Consider the following 15,968-nt stretch of genomic DNA (forward strand, 5'->3'; position numbering starts at 1 on the left):
CGGGGCATGGCCGCCTAGATCGGGGTCAGCCGGCTCACGAGCCAGCGGTCGTCGTGCTTTTCGAGTTCGACCCGCACGCGACTGCCGCTGCTCACCGCTTCCGGATTCTCCGAACTCGTCGTGATCTGGTTGAGGAACAGCAGGGTCACCGCACTGTCGGCGTCGGCAGAGACCACCGATGATCCCTGCACGCTCACCTGGACGCTGATGGCCTTCTCCTTGGCCCCGGGCGCGATGACGTTTTTCATCAGGTTCGTGTACTCGTCGCGGAAATCTCCGGTGAGACCTTCACCCGCCACCGAGATCTGGTCGTCCACCTCGGCGAAGTCGTAGGCGAGCATCGCGACGGCCTGCTCTTCCGCCGCCACCCGCGCTTCGGTGCGGGCCGCTTCTGCGGCGGAGTCCGCGCGCGCTCCGTATGCGAGCCAGCCGACGAGAACCGCGAACACCAGGACGACGACCGACAGTCCGATCGCGACGTGCCGCAGATACGATCGCCCGCTCCCGGCGGGGGAAGAGCCGGGGGTATCCGTGGCCACCGCAGCATCCGCTGCCGGTGCCGCGGATACCGTCTCACCGTCGGTGTCCACTGACGTCACGTGCTTGTCCTTCCGGTCTTCCGTCACGGCACGAACTCCACTTTCGACGCGAGCAGTCTGCCGTTTTCGTCGCAGATCGTCACGCGCAGACGGAAGTCTCGGGGTTCGGGTTCGGTCTGGTCGGCGTTGCTCACCATCGCGCGGGACGCCACCAGCGACGACGCGCACGTACCGTCCTCGTTCTGGATACCGGCTTCGAGCACCTCACCCACCGTGGTGACCCCGGCCTGCTGCACGACCTCGACGAACGGGCCTTCCCGTCCTTCGAATTCGGCTTTGAAGTCGCCGGTCGCGCCCTCGATGAGCCGTTGCACGTCCGCGTCGGCCGAATCGGCCCGGATGGTGGTCAGGTTCAGCACGGTCTGTCGCGCCGCCTGTACGAACGCTGCTCGTCGCTCGTCGCGCTCCGCGGCGGACTGCTGGTCGACGAGCAGCCACACGCCGGCCGCGATCAAGGCGATCAGGAGGACCGAGGCGATCACGACCACCCGCTTGGGCCACCTCGACCCGGCTGGCGCTACGGCTCCGGCAGACGCTGCGGCCGCGGCGGGCGCCTCTGCTGCAGCGGGTTTCTCTGCTGCAGCGGATTTCTCAGCTGCGGCGGGTTTCTCAGCTGCGGCGGGTTTCTCGGCTGCGGCGGGTTCTGCGGGCGCGGGCGATGCCGCGTTCGCATCCCGGGTTTCGTCCGCCCTCGCCGGCTCGGGTGCCGAACCGGTGTCCTTGTGGAGGTCGACGGTGCGACCGTCCGAATCTGTTTCGCCCGCCATCAGCCCTGCTGTGCCTTCATGAAAGTCTCCAAACTCCGGTCGTCTCCCAATTGGGCGTGGGTGTACACGGTGCCGTCGGGCCCGATGTACCTCCCTGTCTGCGGATCGACACGACGTGCTGTCACGCCCGCCGGTGCCGCAGCACTGCCCCCTTCCGTGTGTGACGCAGGCGTCGGCACGACGTTCTCGGACCCTACCGGCGTGGGCGGACCCTGCCAGGGATTGTCCAAGTATTTCGGCGTGTAGCCCGTGCGGCACTGGTCCGGCGTCGGTGCCCGCCGGCCCGGATACTCCATGCACGGCAGGTTGCGGGCACCGCGCTGAGCATTCGGAAAGTCCTGGGGCAGTTGGCAGAACACGTCGCCCGGCGTGTCGACCATCGAGGTGTCCGCGGGGCTGCGCCACTGGTCCGGCGGTACGAATCCGGAGAGGCAGGGCGGCGGGTCGTGAAGCTGGAGATGGAAGTCGACCACCGCGCCGTCTTCGGGCGGGCCTGATCCGGCTGCGGTGACGAGCGCGGTGGTCATCGGCGGGTACAGCACGAGAATCTGCTCGATTCCCGCGTTGTACATGACACCGACCTCCCCGACGCTCACCAGGTTCGCGAGCAGAAGCGGAAGCGTCGGACGAAGGTCCTGCAGCAGCACTTCCGCTTCGGCGGCAGCCGACGGGCCCGTCTCCAGCAGCGTCCGCAGGTCGGGGTCGCTCTCGCGCAACCGGTCGGTGAACGTCACCATGTCGCGTGTCCACGACCGGATGGCGTCACTGGTGACGGTCTGGGTATCGAGCAGCGGCCCTGCCTGGTCGATGAGCTGCCGGGTTTCGGCGCTGCTTCCCGATGCCTCCTGCACGAACAGACGGGTCGAGTCGAGAAGATCCTGCAGTTCCGGTCCCGACCCGTTGAACGCCTCGAAGGCTTCGTCGACGAGTGCCTGCAACCGGGTGTCGCCGATACTCGCGAGCAGTACGTCGGCCTGGTCCAGCAGAGCGCCCACCTCCTGTGGAACGGTGGCGCGGTCCACCGGGATCACGTCACCGTCCTCGAGGTAACCACCGTTCGAAGACCCCTGTGCCGGCACCAGATCCACGTACTGTTCGCCGACGGCCGACACGCTCCGGACCGCGGCGTCCACATCCGAGGGAATCTTGTAGTCGCTTCCGATAGAGAGCGTCGCGTCCACACCCGCGGGTGACAGCGCGACCGACTGGACCGTGCCGACGGTGATACCCCGGTAGGTGACATTGGAGTGCGGATACAGACCGCCGGTGGACGGAAGTTCCACGGTGAGCGTGTACCGGCCCACCCCGAACAACGCCGGCAACCTCACGTACTGCAACGTCATCACCACGAGCCCGATCACGGTGAGTGCAGCGAAGATCGAGAGCTGGATGCGCACGAACCGCGAAAGCATCATTGTCCGAACACCCCCTCGGGAAGCCCGGGAATCGTGATCTCGCCGAGCCCGGGGATCGAGAGAGTGCCCGAGGGTCCCTGGTCCTCTTGCGGTGGCGGCGGCGGTTCGAGCGGCGCCCGGAACGGGTCGACGGCCTGCGCCGCGAGTCCTGCATCCCGGCCGAGGATGCCCTCCGGTCCCGCAAGCCGGCCGGCGAGGGGGGTACCGCTCAAGAAGTTCAGGTCGAGCCGGTCGAGGGTGAGGTCGATCGTCATGGCGAGGTTCGCGTAATCACCCCGGATGACGTTGTTGATCCCTGCCTGCGGGAACGGATACGTCAGCAGCACACCGAGGACTTCGGTGAGCGCACTCCCCGAGTCGGCCAGCGCCCGAAGTGTCGGCGCGAGACCTTGCAGGTTCGCCTTGAGATCATCGTTGGAGCTTTCGATGACACGGCTCGCCACCGTGCTCATCTCGCCGAGCGAGGACATCGCCGACGTCAGATTCTGTCGCTGGTCCACGAGCACGTCGAGCGCGGGCGGCAGTTCTTCGAGTGCCCGCACGAGCGTGGCATTCTGGTTGTTCACGGTGACCGCGAGGCGGTCCATTCCTTCGAGTGCCGACACGATCTCCCCGCGCTGGGCGTCGAGCGTGGAAACCAGTTCGTCGAGACGCGGGAGCAGGTTCCGGACGGAATCCTCCCGGCCGACCAAAGCGGCGTTGAGTTCGGTGGTGATGTCGTTGATCTGTGCCAGACCGCCGCCGTTGAGCACCAGCGACAGCGAGGAGAGCGTCTGCTCGGTCGTCGGGTACACGCCCGCACGTTCGAGCGGAATGAGATCGCCGTCCGCGAGGCGGCCCTGCGCGGGTTCGTCGACGGGGGTGAGCAGTTCGAGGTGCTGCGATCCGAGCAGACTCGTCTGGCCGATCTTCGCCGTCGCGTTGGCGGGCACGACGGTGTCCTTGTCGAGCGCGACGGTGACCAGCGCGTGCCACCCCTCGACCTCGATCGAGGCGATGGACCCGACGGTGACATCGTCGACCCGTACCGGCGAGTTCTGGGTGAGCGTGGTGACGTTGGGCATCTCGATCTGCACCTGGTAGGCCCCTTCACCGCGGCCCGCCGTGCCCGGCATGGGAATCGAGTTGAGCCCGTCCCATTCACAAGCCGTGAGCGTCAGCGATGCCGCCATCACGGCCGCGGCCGCGACGGTGCGCCGCGTGTTCGACGCGCTCATCGTCCTCCTCCCGGCTGCAGCAGCGTTCCCAGATCCTGCGGAACCGTGACGTTCGGCAATCCGCCCAGCAGTCCGTCGAGCGGTGTCGGTGCGGGTGCCGCCTCCGGCGGTGCGGTCCCCCGGCCGGCGGATGCTTCCTCGAGCCACGGTTCGCTGTAGACGATGTCGCCCGGGAACGCCTGCACACCGGCGAGCGGGTTCGCGAGCACCGGCAGGTAGTTGGCGCTCATCGAGGCCAGAACCGGGCCGAGTTGCTGACGGCACAACTCCTCGCTCCGTTCGGATGTCTCAGTTGCGGCGGCAGCGACCGACCCGCACATCCACTCGACGGGATTGGCGAGGTTGTTGATCGCGAGCGCACCGGTCAACGACCCCTGGGCCGGTTTGTAGATGTTGTAGAAGTTGGCCAGCGACGTCGGGCCGGAGTGCAGGATCCGCTCGATCTCCGGCCGCTTGCGCGCCAGCACCTCGGTGGCATCGGCGAGACGCTCGACCGATTCCGTCAGCCCCGCACGGTTGTCCTGGACGAAACGCTGCACGTCGCCGACCGCGATGCCCAGATCGGTGAGCGAGACTCCGAGCTGATCGGAACTGTCGGCGAGGACGTTCGAGACCGAGGCGAGCCGGCCACCGAACTGCACGATCTGCTCGTTGCTCGACGACAACACCGAGACGAAGGTCTGAAGGTTCCGGATCGTCGAGAACAGGTCGGTGCGGCCCTCGGAAAGCGTGTGCATGGTGTCGGAGAGTTCGCGCAACGTGGCACGGATCGTCTTCCCGTTGCCGTCGAGGTTTTCCGCGGCGGTATCGATGAACCGGCCGAGCGACCCCTGCGGATCGAGTTCTTCCGGACCGAGGGCCTCGGACAGCCGCATGAGCTCGGCCTTGATCTGGTCCCATTCCACAGGTGACGCGGTGCGCTCCACGGGGATCGTCGCGCCGTCTTCGATTGCGGGGCCGCCCGAGTAGACGGGGGTGAGCTGGACGAAGCGGGCCGAGACGAGGCTCTGCGCGATGACCACGGCGGCGGCGTCGGCGGGCACGTCGACCGAATCGTCGATCTTCATGGTCACCCGCACGCGGTCGTCGCCGGGTTCGATGGCGGTGATCCGCCCGACCGAGACGCCCAGGACGCGGACCTCGTCGCCTTCGTACAACCCACTGGTGGAGGCGAATTCGGCATGAACGGTCCGCTTACCGAGGTCGGGCAGGACGAACAGCACGAAGCCTGCCACGAGTGCGAGTGCGACGACGGCAGCAATTGCGGGCAGCAACCAGCGTGGACGCCGGGAGAATCTCGAGGACGCCGGTTCGTGGTGGTTCGCCGGCAGGGTATCGGTGCTCATTCGCCATCCCTCTTGATCGACGGCGGCTCTTTCGGAATCACGTTCTGGAGATCCTCGGGGAGAAGGTCGGGCGCCACCTGGCTGTCCACGATGGCTTTCCACCAGGGCGCGGGCAGGATGTTGGACACGTAGGCATTGAAGAACGGTCCGCTGGCCACCGATTCGCCGAGCGCGCTGATGTACGGGCCGAGACCGTCGAGGGCACCGGCGATGTTCTTCTTGTTGGCCTGAAGATTCGCTGTGACCTTGTTGAGTTTCTCGAGCGTCGGGCCCATCTGGCTCTGGTTGTCCTGGACGAGGCCGGTGAGCTGACGCGACACCGCGGAGATGTTCGCGATGAGTTCGGTGATGGCGTCACGGCGCAGATTGAGTTCACCGAACAAGGCGTTCGCGTCCACGATCAGTGTGTTGACCTGGTCGCTGCGCTCCGACAGGATCGTCGTCACGTTCTCGGCCCGCTCGAGCAACTGCATCAGTGACTCGTCGCGCGAGTTGATCGACTGTGACAGTCGGGTCATGCCCTCGAGCGCGCCTCGTATCTCCGGCGCTGTGTCCTGCAGCGAATCCGACAGGGCATCGAGGGATTCGTTGATCTGCCCGGTGTCGAGTTCCGACACCGTGGTCGTCAGGTCACCGAGCGCGTCGGTCAGCGAATACGGCGAGTTGGTGCGGTCGATCTCGATCACCGATCCCGGACGCATCACACCCGAGCCACCCGGACGAACGGCGAGCGATTTCCTCCCGAGCACGGTGTTCGTCTTGATGTCGGCTCCGGTGCCGTCCCCGAGTCCGATGCCGTCCTCGACCGTGAACGTCACGAGCACTGCCTGCCCGTCGAGCCTCACGTCGGTCACGTCCCCGACGGTGACACCCGAGAGCATGACGTCGTCGCCGGCGACGAGTCCGCCGGCGTCCTCGAAGCGAGCCGAATAGCTCAGCCCGCCGGACAGGAACTGCAACTGGTCGTACTGCAACCCGGCGAGGACCAGGGCGGCGGACACACCGAGACCGACGATGCCGATCTGGACATGACTGCGTTCGCGAGGTGCACTCATTCGATCTTCGCACACCTTCCCGTGTCGTGGTTCGCCGTCGTGTACCGGATGGTGGTGCCGTCCGGCCCGGAGAACTTGAAGGTGTTGGCGCAGAGAAAGAACTGGAAGAAGTTCCCGTAGGCACCCACACGGATCAGTTTCTTGTAATCCGTCGGGAGTCGTTCGAGTGTGCGGTTGATGTCGTCCTCACCCAGGTCGAGTTGTGTCATGGACCGGTTGGTTTCGGCGATCACGGACTGCAGGTCCGGCCGGTTGTTCTGCAGCAGAGCAGTGAGATCGGCGGTGCCCGCCGCGATCTGCGGAATGGACGCGCCGATCGGATCGCGGTCGGCTGCCAGCCCGCCGGCGAGAGCACTCAGCCGGTCGATGGTGTCGGTGAACTCTTGATCGTGTTCGTCGATGGTGCCGAGGACAGCGTTCAGATTGTCGATGACGTCACCGATCAACTGGTCTCGGTCCGCGAGCGAATTCGTGAACGAATTGGTGTTGCCCAGCAGCGACACCAGAGTCTGGCCCTGCCCCTGGAACACCTGGAGCAACGCTCCGGACAGGTCGTTGACCTGCTGGGAGTCGAGGCCCTGCAGCAGCGGTTTGAACCCTCCGAGCAGAAGGTCGAGGTCCAACGCCGGTTCGGTCTGTTCGATCGGAATGGCCCCGCCCGGCTGGAGAACCTCGACGCTTCCAGGTCCCTCGAGAAGTTCGAGATACCGGTCGCCGACCAGGTTTTCGTAGCGCACGGTCGCGCGGGTGCCGGTGTAGAGCGTGTATTTCGAGTCGACGCCGAACTCGACTTCGGCGTGGTTGCCTTCGCCGATGTCCACGCCGTCGACCGAACCGACCTGGACACCGGCGATGCGCACCTTGTCGCCGGACTGGAGACCGGATACGTCGGTGAACGCCGCGTGATAGGTCTCGCTTCCCGTGAACCGGGCCTGGCTGAACACCACCGCGAGGCCGGCGAAGACGAGGACCATCGTCAAGGCGAAGATCATGAACTTGATCGTGTTGGGCCGCATCGTCACTGCCCTGCCGCGACTTGGTCGCCGAACATGTACTGGAAGATCGTCGGGTAGCGCACCCATGCCTCCGTGGCCGGCTTGTACGGCGTGGTCCCGGTGTTTGTCACGACGAACTGCGCGTTCCCGTCACGGCGCGGATCGAAGTCCGGCAGTCCCCAGCAGTTCGGGCCGCCCGACGCGCCCACCACCGGCAGATCCTGGGCCGTGTTGTACGGCGTGGCGCCGCCCATGAAACTCGTGCTCAAGGTGAGCGCGGCATACTTGCCGGTTCCGGCCATCGGTTCGAAGGCGACGCGCGCATCGTTGAGCCCGACGATGAAACAGGTCAGTTCGGGTGAGTACTCACCGAGAAGTCCGGTGGTGTACGACAAGCTGTCGAGTGCGGTGACCACTTGGTTCTCGTTCTCCCCCAGCACGTTACGTCCGGTGTCGGCCAGACCGGTGAGATTCATCAGCAACAGGTCGAGTTGTTGCTGTTCGTCGACGACGGTGTTGCCGACGTCGGTGGCGTTGCCGATGGTCGTCATCAGGTCGGGCGCGGTGTCCGCGTACAGATTGGTGACGTCGGCCGCCGCGTCCAGGTCGTACTGCAACTGAGGGAGAGAGGGATTCATCTCCGCCAGGTAGGCGTCCGCATCGGCAAGGGTCGCTCCGAGTTCGTCTCCGCGACCGTTGAGCGCTTCGGAGAGCGCGCCGAGAGTGGCATTGAGCTTCTCGGGTTGCACTTGCGCCAGCACTTCGGACAGGTGCTCGAACACGGTGTTGAACTCGACGGTGACGTCGTCGGCCGCGATCACTGCGCCCTCTTGCAGCGGTACCGGTGACGGGTCCTCCGGCACGACGAGGTTGACGAACTTCGCGCCGAAGACGGTGGTCGATTCGATCGACACCCGCGTATCCGACGGGATGAGGTGCATCTGACCCGGCTGCATCGCGAGGCGCAGCACGGCGCCGTCCGGCGAATGCTCGATGGACGAGACCCTGCCCACCTCGACGCCGCGGAGCTTGACCTTGGCGTCGGGTTCCATGACCAGCCCGGAGCGCTGCGCGGTGACCGTGACCGGAGTGGTGGAGGTGAACCCGGCGGCGAACATCGTCAGGGCCACGAAGACGACGACCACAAGACCCCCGACCATCACGAAGGCCGCGAGTTTCTTCTTCCACGAGGGAGTATCCATGTGCCGCGCCCTATCCCGACAGGTTGAAGTTGCCGGTCGCGCCGTACACGGCGAGAGAGATGAGGAGGGTGACCGTGACGACCGCGACGAGCGACGCGCGCACGGCGTTTCCGACCGCGACACCGACACCGACGGGGCCGCCGGTCGCATTGAACCCGTAGTAGGTGTGGATGAGCATGACGGCGACCGCCATGACGATGGCCTGGACGAACGACCAGAGTATGTCGGTCGGTATGAGAAATGTCGTGAAGTAGTGGTCGTAGACGCCGGCCGACTGCCCGTAGATGAAGACGGTCGCGAAGCGGCTGGCCACGAAGGATGCGATCACCGCGAGCGAGTACAGCGGGATGATCGCGATCATCCCGGCCAGGACGCGCGTCGAGACGAGATACGGGATCGACGGGATGGCCATCGTTTCGAGTGCGTCGATCTCCTCGGACACCCGCATGGCGCCCAATTGCGCCGTGGACCCCGCACCGATGGTGGCGGCCAGGCCGATTCCCGCGATGGTGGGTGCCGCGATGCGAACATTGATGAACGCCGCGAAGAACCCGGTGAGTGCTTCGACGCCGATGTTGCCGAGAGAGCTGAAGCCCTGCACCGCGATGATTCCGCCCGTGAACAGGGTGAGGAAGCCGACGATCACGACGGTGCCGCCGATCACGGCGAGTGCACCTGTCCCCATACTGATTTCGGCGACGAGCCGAACGGTTTCCTTCGGGTACTGCCGGAGCGCACGGGGCATGGTCGCCAGCGCCTTGGCGAAGAACAAGGCCTGCTCGCCCACCCGGTCCACGGAGGCGGAAGCCTGGGAGAACCGTCGCACGGCTCTCGGGAATCGCCCGGAGATCACTGCCATTGCGTGTCCCCCGCGCTCATCCGGCCGTCAGCTTGATGCCGACGGCGGTGACCAGAAGGTTGACGACGAACAGTGCCATGAAAGCGAAGACGACCGTCTGGTTGACGGCGTCCCCGACACTCTTGGGCCCACCCTTGACGTTGAGTCCGAGGTAGGAGGCGACGAGGCCTGCGATCATGCCGAACAATCCTGCCTTGACCTGGGAGATCATGAGTTCCCCGAAACCGGTGAGGAGCGTGATTCCGTTGATGAACGCGCCGGGGTTCACGTCCTGGAGGAACACGGAGAATACGAATCCGCCGAGGATTCCGATGGTGCAGACGAGTCCGTTGAGGAGCAGTGCGACGACGGTGGATGCGAGCACTCGGGGGACGACGAGGCGGTGGATCGGGTTGATGCCGAGAACCCGCATCGCGTCGATCTCCTCGCGGATGGTGCGGGCTGCCAGATCCGCGCAGATCGCGGTGGCGCCGGCACCGGCCACGATCAGCACGGTGACCATGGGGCCGACCTGGGTGACGGCTCCGAGTGCCGCTCCGGCACCGCTGAGGTCGGCCGCGCCGATCTCGCGCAGCAGGATGTTGAGGGTGAAACTCACCAGGACGGTGAACGGGATCGCGACGAGAACGGTCGGCACCAGCGAAACACGGGCCACGAACCACGCCTGGTCGACGAATTCGCGCCTCTGGAACGGCCGGGAGAACATGGCGCGGGCGGTGTCGCCTGTCATCGCGAAAAGCCCGCCTACGGCGCGGAGCGGAACCTCGAGGAGATCTACCACCGTCTCCCCTTTCGTTCATCTACCAAGCCGCACAGCGGCTGTGCACAGAAAACCGATGTGACCCGCGTCATAGTAACTAGAACGTGTTCACGTGTCAAAGAAACACCCCCGTGGCCAGTACGTTTGTATAATCTGCGGCCGCACGTCCGGGCCCCCACTCTCGATTATTCGGACAAAAGCCGCATTGATCAGGCAGTTTCCTGCGATTTGAAATGACGGCCTGTCACCCTGATTCGCCTACGCGGCCGACCGGAAAGAATTGATTCCGAAATCGATCAGCGGGAAAACTAGAACACGTATCTCTTCTGTCGGCCGCGCGTCGCAGCGCGCGATCGGAACGGACCCGATCCGCGTGACAGGTACCCACTGCTCAGGATACGTGTAACGCGCGGTAGCACTGAGTTTTCGATCGGCGCGTCGCAGGACTCAAAGCTTGAGGGCGTCGGATGCCGAGAACGTCGCCGCCGGGTCGCGGTCGGCGAAGTAACCGCCCAACTCGGCCGCGAGAGCATCCGGAGTCCACTGCACGTCGGTGTCGAAACGCTGCTCCACCACCGGCGCCGCCATCAGCGCGACCATCGGTCCGTAGACGATGAAGACCTGACCACTGATGTGATCGGCAGCGGGTGAAGCGAGATACGAGACCAGGTTCGCCACATGATCGGGCGAGAGCGGATCGACCTCACCCTCGGGGGCGTCGCCGAATACCGACTCGGTCATGGCGGTGCGGGCGCGAGGGCAGATCGCGTTCGCGCGCACGCCGTACCGGGCGAGCCCGCGCGCAGCCGACACGGTCAGCGCGGTGATGCCGGCCTTCGCCGCGCCGTAGTTGGCCTGCCCCTCCGGCCCGAGCAGACCCGCCTCGGACGAGGTGTTCACGATGCGCCCGTAGACCGGTCCACCGGATTCCTTGGACTTCGCCCGCCAGTACGCGGCCGCATTACGGCACAGAAGGAAGTGGCCGCGCAGGTGGACCGCGACAACCGAGTCCCATTCGTCGTCGGACATGTTCGGCAGCATGCGATCACGCGTGATGCCCGCGTTGTTGACCACGATGTCCAAGCCTCCGAAGTCCCGTTCGGCGGCTTCGACCATCGCGTCGGCGGTCGCGCGGTCGGCAACACTCCCCGGCACGAACGTCGCCCCGGGCCCGACGGCTCGGATCTGCGCGAGCGTGTCCTCCACCGAGTCGTTCGCCGCGAGATCGTTGACGACGACGGCTGCGCCGGCCCGGGCCAGCGCGAGCGCTTCCGCCCGGCCGAGCCCGGCGCCCGCGCCGGTGACCACGGCGACCTTGCCTTCGAGGGACACTCCGCTGCCGACAGAACTCATCCACGCACTCCTTGCGATTCGGGCGGGCCGGAAGATCACGCGCCGGTGGACATCCCGATCACCGGGACCGACCAGAAATGTAGAACCTGTTCCTATTTATGACAAGACGCGGAGTGGTCCGGCTTCACGCCTCGGACAGCGCCGCCCGAGGGCACTGCGCGATCGCCTCACGCACGTTGCCCTCGCTACCCTCGGGAACCGGATGGTTGACTAGCAACTCGTCGTCGTCGTTGAGATCGAAGACATCGGGCGCCAATCCGACACACACGCCGTTCGCCTCGCAGCGGTCGAAGTCGACCTTGACATCCATGACCCGAACCTCGTTTCACTTTCGCATCGACCGAACTGCCAACAGGCTAGAACGCGTTCCAATTCTGTGCAATGATTCGCCGTAATCCCGCAGCGGCGAAAGTGGAGCGTTCGTGGACATCAGCTATACCTCCGAGCAACAGGCGCTACGCGAAGAATTGCGAAGCTATTTCACCCACCTCATGACCCCGGAGCGGCGCGAGGCACTCGCCGCGACCACCGGTGAATACGGTTCGGGCAACGTGTACCGCGAAGTCGTGCAGCAGATGGGCAAAGACGGGTGGCTCACCCTCGGCTGGCCCGAGGAATACGGTGGCCAGAACCGCTCCGCGATGGACCAGTTGATCTTCACCGACGAGGCAGCGATCGCGGGCGCCCCGGTTCCGTTCCTGACCATCGACTCGGTCGCGCCGACGATCATGCATTACGGCACCCCGGAGCAGAAGGAGTACTTCCTTCCCCGCATCTCCGCAGGTGAACTGCACTTCTCGATCGGTTACTCCGAACCCGAAGCCGGCACGGACCTCGCGTCGCTGCGCACCACCGCCGTGCGCGACGGCGACGACTGGGTGATCAACGGCCAGAAGATGTGGACGAGCCTGATCGCCTACGCCGACTACATCTGGCTCGCGGTGCGAACCGACCCGGATGCCAAGAAGCACAAGGGCATCAGCGTTCTGATCGTCCCCACCGACGCCGAGGGATTCTCGTACACGCCGGTGCACACCATGGCGGGACCCGACACGAGCGCCACCTACTACCAGGACGTGCGCGTACCTGCGTCCGCTCTGGTCGGCGAAGAGAACCGAGGCTGGTCTCTGATCACCAACCAGCTCAACCACGAGCGGGTCGCGCTGACATCGGCGGGCCCGGTGCTCACCGCGCTGGCCGAGGTGCGCCGCTGGGCCCAGGAGACGAAGCTGCCCGACGGCCGGAGGGTCGCGGATCAGGAGTGGGTGCAGGTGAATCTGGCGCGGGTGCACGCCCGTGCCGAGTACCTCAAGCTGATGAACTGGGACATCGCTTCGAGCGCCGGGAAGACACCGCTCGGCCCCGCGCCGGCGTCGGCCAACAAGGTGTTCGGCACCGAGTTCGCGACCGAGGCCTACCGATTGCTGATGGAGATTCTGGGGCCGTCGGCCACGGTCCGGCAGAACTCGCCCGGTGCGCTTCTGCGCGGCCGGATCGAACGTATGCACCGCAGTTCCCTCATCCTCACCTTCGGTGGTGGCACCAACGAGGTCCAGCGCGACATCATCGCGATGGCTGCCCTCGGCCAACCCCCCGCCAAGCGCTAACGAAGGATCCTCCACGTGGACTTCACCCTCACCGAGGCTCAGCAGGACCTTTCGGGCCTGACCCGCAGCATCGTGTCCGACCTCGTCACCAACGAACACCTGCGCACGCTCGATTCCCTCGACGACCGTATCGACCGGACACTGTGGGACGTGCTCGCCTCGTCGGGGATTCTCGGCGCAGCGTTACCCGAGTCGGTGGGCGGTGACGGATACGGTCCTCTCGAACAAGCGAGCATCCTGATCGAACTCGGGCGCGGAGTCGCGGCCGTCCCGTATCTCACGTCGATCGCGGCCTGCGCGGCGACGATCGCGGAGTTCGGGACGCCGCAACAGCTGTCGGACTGGGCGCGACCGGCCGCCGACGGCACCGTCGTTCTCAGCGCCGCGCTGTCCGAAGAACTCGACGACGACCCGGCGACCCCCGCAACCCGGGCACAGGCGGTGGCCGACGGGTATCTCCTCGACGGCACCAAGACCGTCGTCGACGTCGCACCCGTCGCCGACGGATTCCTGGTGCCCGCCTCCCTCGACGGCTCCGTCGCAGTGTTCCTGGTCCGTTGCGGGGACCCCGGAGTCCACGTCACCCGCCAGGCGACCACCGACCGCACCAGCCGGGGCATCCTCACCCTGGACGGGGTCTCGCTCGGTGCCGACCGAGTCCTAGGAAACGACGGCGCCGCCGTCGCCGGCCGCCTGCGCGACCGGACGCTGCTCGGTTCGGCGGCCTACCAGTGCGGCGTCCTCGACCGCGCCCTGGAACTCACGGCGCAGTACGCCCGTGAACGCGTCCAGTTCGACCGGCCGATCGGCAGCTTCCAGGCCGTCGCGCAGCGACTCGCGGATGCCTACATCGACGTCAAGGCCGTACGCCTGACGTTGTGGCAGGCCGCATACCGGATGGCCTGCGGCGAACCGTATGCCGAGGAACTCCGCAGCGCCACGTTCTGGGCCGCAGATGCGGGACACCGGGTGGCACATACAGCCGTCCACATCCACGGGGGCGTCGGCCTCGACGAGGATCACCCCGTGCACCGCTACTTCCTCGCCGCGAAACAACACGAGTTCATGCTCGGTTCGGCCACCGCCCAGTTGCGGACACTCGGTCGCGCACTGGCCGACACACCCGTATGACCGGACGAGGACGCTCATGACCGCCGATCCCACCGTCACCTCGCTGCTCGTCGGACTCTCGGAAATCGACGACCGCGGACTGCAATTCGAGGACACCCACATCTCGTGGCGCGAGCACGTCCGCGCCTCGCACGACCGTGCCGCACTGCTCCGGGAACTGCTCGACGGCAGCGCTCCCCCACACATCGGCGTGCTCATGGACAACGTGCCCGAGTTCTCGCTGCTGCTCGGCGCGGCCGCGTTGTCCGGGTCGGTGATCGCAGGGCTGAACACCACGCGTAGAGGTGAGGCGCTCGCCCGCGACATCCTGCTCACCGACTGCCAGGTGGTGTTCACCGACTCGGCACACCTGGCCCTGCTCGACGGACTCGATCTGCCCGGTGTGCGAGTGATCGACGTCGACTCCGATGAATGGCCGCTGCTGCTCGCACCGTTCACCGGATCGGTGCCGGTGGTCGCCGACACCACCCCCGACGACCTGTTCATGCTGATCTTCACCTCGGGCACGAGCGGCGACCCGAAGGCGGTGCGCTGTACCCACGGAAAGGTCACCGGACCGGGACTGATGCTCGCGGAGCGATTCGGTCTCGGACCGTCCGACGTGGTGTACCTGTCCATGCCGATGTTCCACTCCAACGCGATCATGGCCGGGTGGGGAGTGGCTCTCGCAGCCCGCTCCGGCGTGGCGCTGCGCCGCCGGTTCTCGGCCTCCGGGTTCGTGTCGGATCTGAGGAAGTTCGGGGTCACCTACGCGAACTACGTCGGAAAGCCCCTGTCGTACATCGTCGCGACGCCGGAGCAACCGGACGACGCGGAGAACCCGCTGCGCATCATGTACGGCAACGAAGGCACGGCACCGGCCGTCGCGGAGTTCACCCGCAGATTCGGAGCACGGGTCGTCGACGGATTCGGCTCCACGGAGGGTGGCGTATCGATCGCCGCGACTCCCGGCGCACCCGCCGGTGCCCTCGGAAAGCTCCCCGACGGAATCGAGATACTCGACCCCGAGACCGGGCTACTCTGTCCCCCTGCTGAATTCGACGGAGAGGGCCGGATCGTGAACGCCGATGCCGCGACCGGCGAACTCGTCAACACACGCGGGGCGGGGATGTTCAGCGGCTACTACAAGAACCCCGAAGCCGACGCCGAACGCATTCGCGACGGCAGATATCACAGCGGGGATCTGGGCTACCGCGATCGGGACGGATTCGTGTATTTCGCGGGCCGCAGTTCCGGATGGCTACGGGTCGACGGGGAAAATCTCGGCGCCGCACCCATCGAACGAGTCCTCATGCGGTACCCCGGTTTCGCCCAGGTGTCGGTGTACGGCGTCCCCGATCGGCATGTCGGGGATCGGGTGATGGCAGCGGTGATCCCCACGGTCACCGAAGATTTCGACGCACTCGATTTCGCCCGGTTCCTGGAGGCACAGACCGATCTCGGCCCCAAGCAGGTGCCCACCCTCGTCCGCGTCTGCCGCGACTTCCCGCGCACCGCGACGTTCAAGATCCTCACCCGGTCGCTCGCGGCAGAGCGGTGGCACTGCACCGATCCGGTCTGGATCCGCGAACGTGGCGCATCCGAATTCGTACCCCTGTCACCCGAAATGACGCACCTCCTCGAACCTCTGACGGTGGGGTCCGGACACCGATAACGTCTATC

At 66.0% G+C, this 15,968-nt stretch carries 15 protein-coding genes; 3 read left to right on the top strand and 12 right to left on the bottom strand.

Annotation, left to right across the window (positions count from 1 at the left end; translation table 11 throughout):
- Positions 1-14: 14 nt before the first annotated feature.
- From RDCOP1_RS15560 to RDCOP1_RS15615, 12 genes are all read right to left on the bottom strand, one after another.
- Positions 15-626 carry an Rv1363c family protein gene (locus RDCOP1_RS15560; protein WP_072702149.1) on the bottom strand — a complete coding sequence of 204 codons (612 nt, stop codon included), beginning with the start codon at positions 624-626 and terminating at the stop codon, positions 15-17.
- Positions 623-1,366 carry an Rv1363c family protein gene (locus tag RDCOP1_RS21860; RefSeq protein WP_231923009.1) on the bottom strand — a complete coding sequence of 248 codons (744 nt, stop codon included), beginning with the start codon at positions 1,364-1,366 and terminating at the stop codon, positions 623-625. The genes RDCOP1_RS15560 and RDCOP1_RS21860 overlap by 4 nt, the downstream gene beginning before the upstream one ends.
- Entirely contained in the window at positions 1,366-2,781 is a 1,416-nt protein-coding gene (locus RDCOP1_RS15570; RefSeq protein WP_072702151.1) for an MCE family protein, read from the bottom strand. Before RDCOP1_RS15570 ends, RDCOP1_RS21860 begins: the two co-directional genes overlap by 1 nt.
- The gene (locus RDCOP1_RS15575) at positions 2,778-3,998 is read right to left on the bottom strand and encodes an MCE family protein (RefSeq protein ID WP_072702153.1); all 1,221 of its coding nucleotides are present in this window, start codon (positions 3,996-3,998) and stop codon (positions 2,778-2,780) included. Before RDCOP1_RS15575 ends, RDCOP1_RS15570 begins: the two co-directional genes overlap by 4 nt.
- Positions 3,995-5,344 (bottom strand): MCE family protein, encoded by a 1,350-nt coding sequence (locus RDCOP1_RS15580; RefSeq protein ID WP_072702155.1) that lies wholly within the window; start codon positions 5,342-5,344, stop codon positions 3,995-3,997. The genes RDCOP1_RS15575 and RDCOP1_RS15580 overlap by 4 nt, the downstream gene beginning before the upstream one ends.
- Positions 5,341-6,399: an MCE family protein gene (locus tag RDCOP1_RS15585; protein WP_072702157.1), complete on the bottom strand. Its 1,059-nt coding sequence runs from the start codon at positions 6,397-6,399 to the stop codon at positions 5,341-5,343. The genes RDCOP1_RS15580 and RDCOP1_RS15585 overlap by 4 nt, the downstream gene beginning before the upstream one ends.
- Positions 6,396-7,415 carry an MCE family protein gene (locus RDCOP1_RS15590; RefSeq protein WP_072702159.1) on the bottom strand — a complete coding sequence of 340 codons (1,020 nt, stop codon included), beginning with the start codon at positions 7,413-7,415 and terminating at the stop codon, positions 6,396-6,398. The genes RDCOP1_RS15585 and RDCOP1_RS15590 overlap by 4 nt, the downstream gene beginning before the upstream one ends.
- 2 nt (positions 7,416-7,417) lie before the next feature.
- Positions 7,418-8,596: an MCE family protein gene (locus RDCOP1_RS15595; protein WP_072702161.1), complete on the bottom strand. Its 1,179-nt coding sequence runs from the start codon at positions 8,594-8,596 to the stop codon at positions 7,418-7,420.
- 10 nt (positions 8,597-8,606) lie between these two features.
- The gene (locus tag RDCOP1_RS15600) at positions 8,607-9,455 is read right to left on the bottom strand and encodes an MlaE family ABC transporter permease (protein ID WP_072702164.1); all 849 of its coding nucleotides are present in this window, start codon (positions 9,453-9,455) and stop codon (positions 8,607-8,609) included.
- Between the two features lie 16 nt (positions 9,456-9,471).
- Positions 9,472-10,236, bottom strand: coding sequence for an MlaE family ABC transporter permease (locus RDCOP1_RS15605; protein ID WP_072702167.1), 765 nt, complete (start codon positions 10,234-10,236; stop codon positions 9,472-9,474).
- Positions 10,237-10,662: 426 nt separating this feature from the next.
- Positions 10,663-11,568: a 3-oxoacyl-ACP reductase gene (locus tag RDCOP1_RS15610; protein WP_072702171.1), complete on the bottom strand. Its 906-nt coding sequence runs from the start codon at positions 11,566-11,568 to the stop codon at positions 10,663-10,665.
- 124 nt (positions 11,569-11,692) lie between these two features.
- Entirely contained in the window at positions 11,693-11,878 is a 186-nt protein-coding gene (locus RDCOP1_RS15615; RefSeq protein WP_072702175.1) for a ferredoxin, read from the bottom strand.
- A gap of 112 nt (positions 11,879-11,990) precedes the next feature.
- Here RDCOP1_RS15615 and RDCOP1_RS15620 point away from each other — a divergent pair, with 112 nt between their 5' ends.
- Genes RDCOP1_RS15620 through RDCOP1_RS15630 form a run of 3 tightly spaced genes read left to right on the top strand, consistent with a single transcriptional unit; the run spans position 11,991 to position 15,960 of the window.
- A complete protein-coding gene (locus tag RDCOP1_RS15620; protein ID WP_072702178.1) occupies positions 11,991-13,175 on the top strand; it encodes an acyl-CoA dehydrogenase family protein in 1,185 nt (394 codons plus the stop codon).
- Between the two features lie 15 nt (positions 13,176-13,190).
- The gene (locus RDCOP1_RS15625; protein WP_072702181.1) at positions 13,191-14,306 is read left to right on the top strand and encodes an acyl-CoA dehydrogenase family protein; all 1,116 of its coding nucleotides are present in this window, start codon (positions 13,191-13,193) and stop codon (positions 14,304-14,306) included.
- Between the two features lie 16 nt (positions 14,307-14,322).
- Positions 14,323-15,960: a long-chain-fatty-acid--CoA ligase gene (locus tag RDCOP1_RS15630; protein WP_072702184.1), complete on the top strand. Its 1,638-nt coding sequence runs from the start codon at positions 14,323-14,325 to the stop codon at positions 15,958-15,960.
- Positions 15,961-15,968: the final 8 nt, after the last annotated feature.

It is taken from the genome of Rhodococcus coprophilus NBRC 100603 (assembly GCF_001895045.1).
Taxonomy (GTDB): domain Bacteria; phylum Actinomycetota; class Actinomycetes; order Mycobacteriales; family Mycobacteriaceae; genus Rhodococcus; species Rhodococcus coprophilus.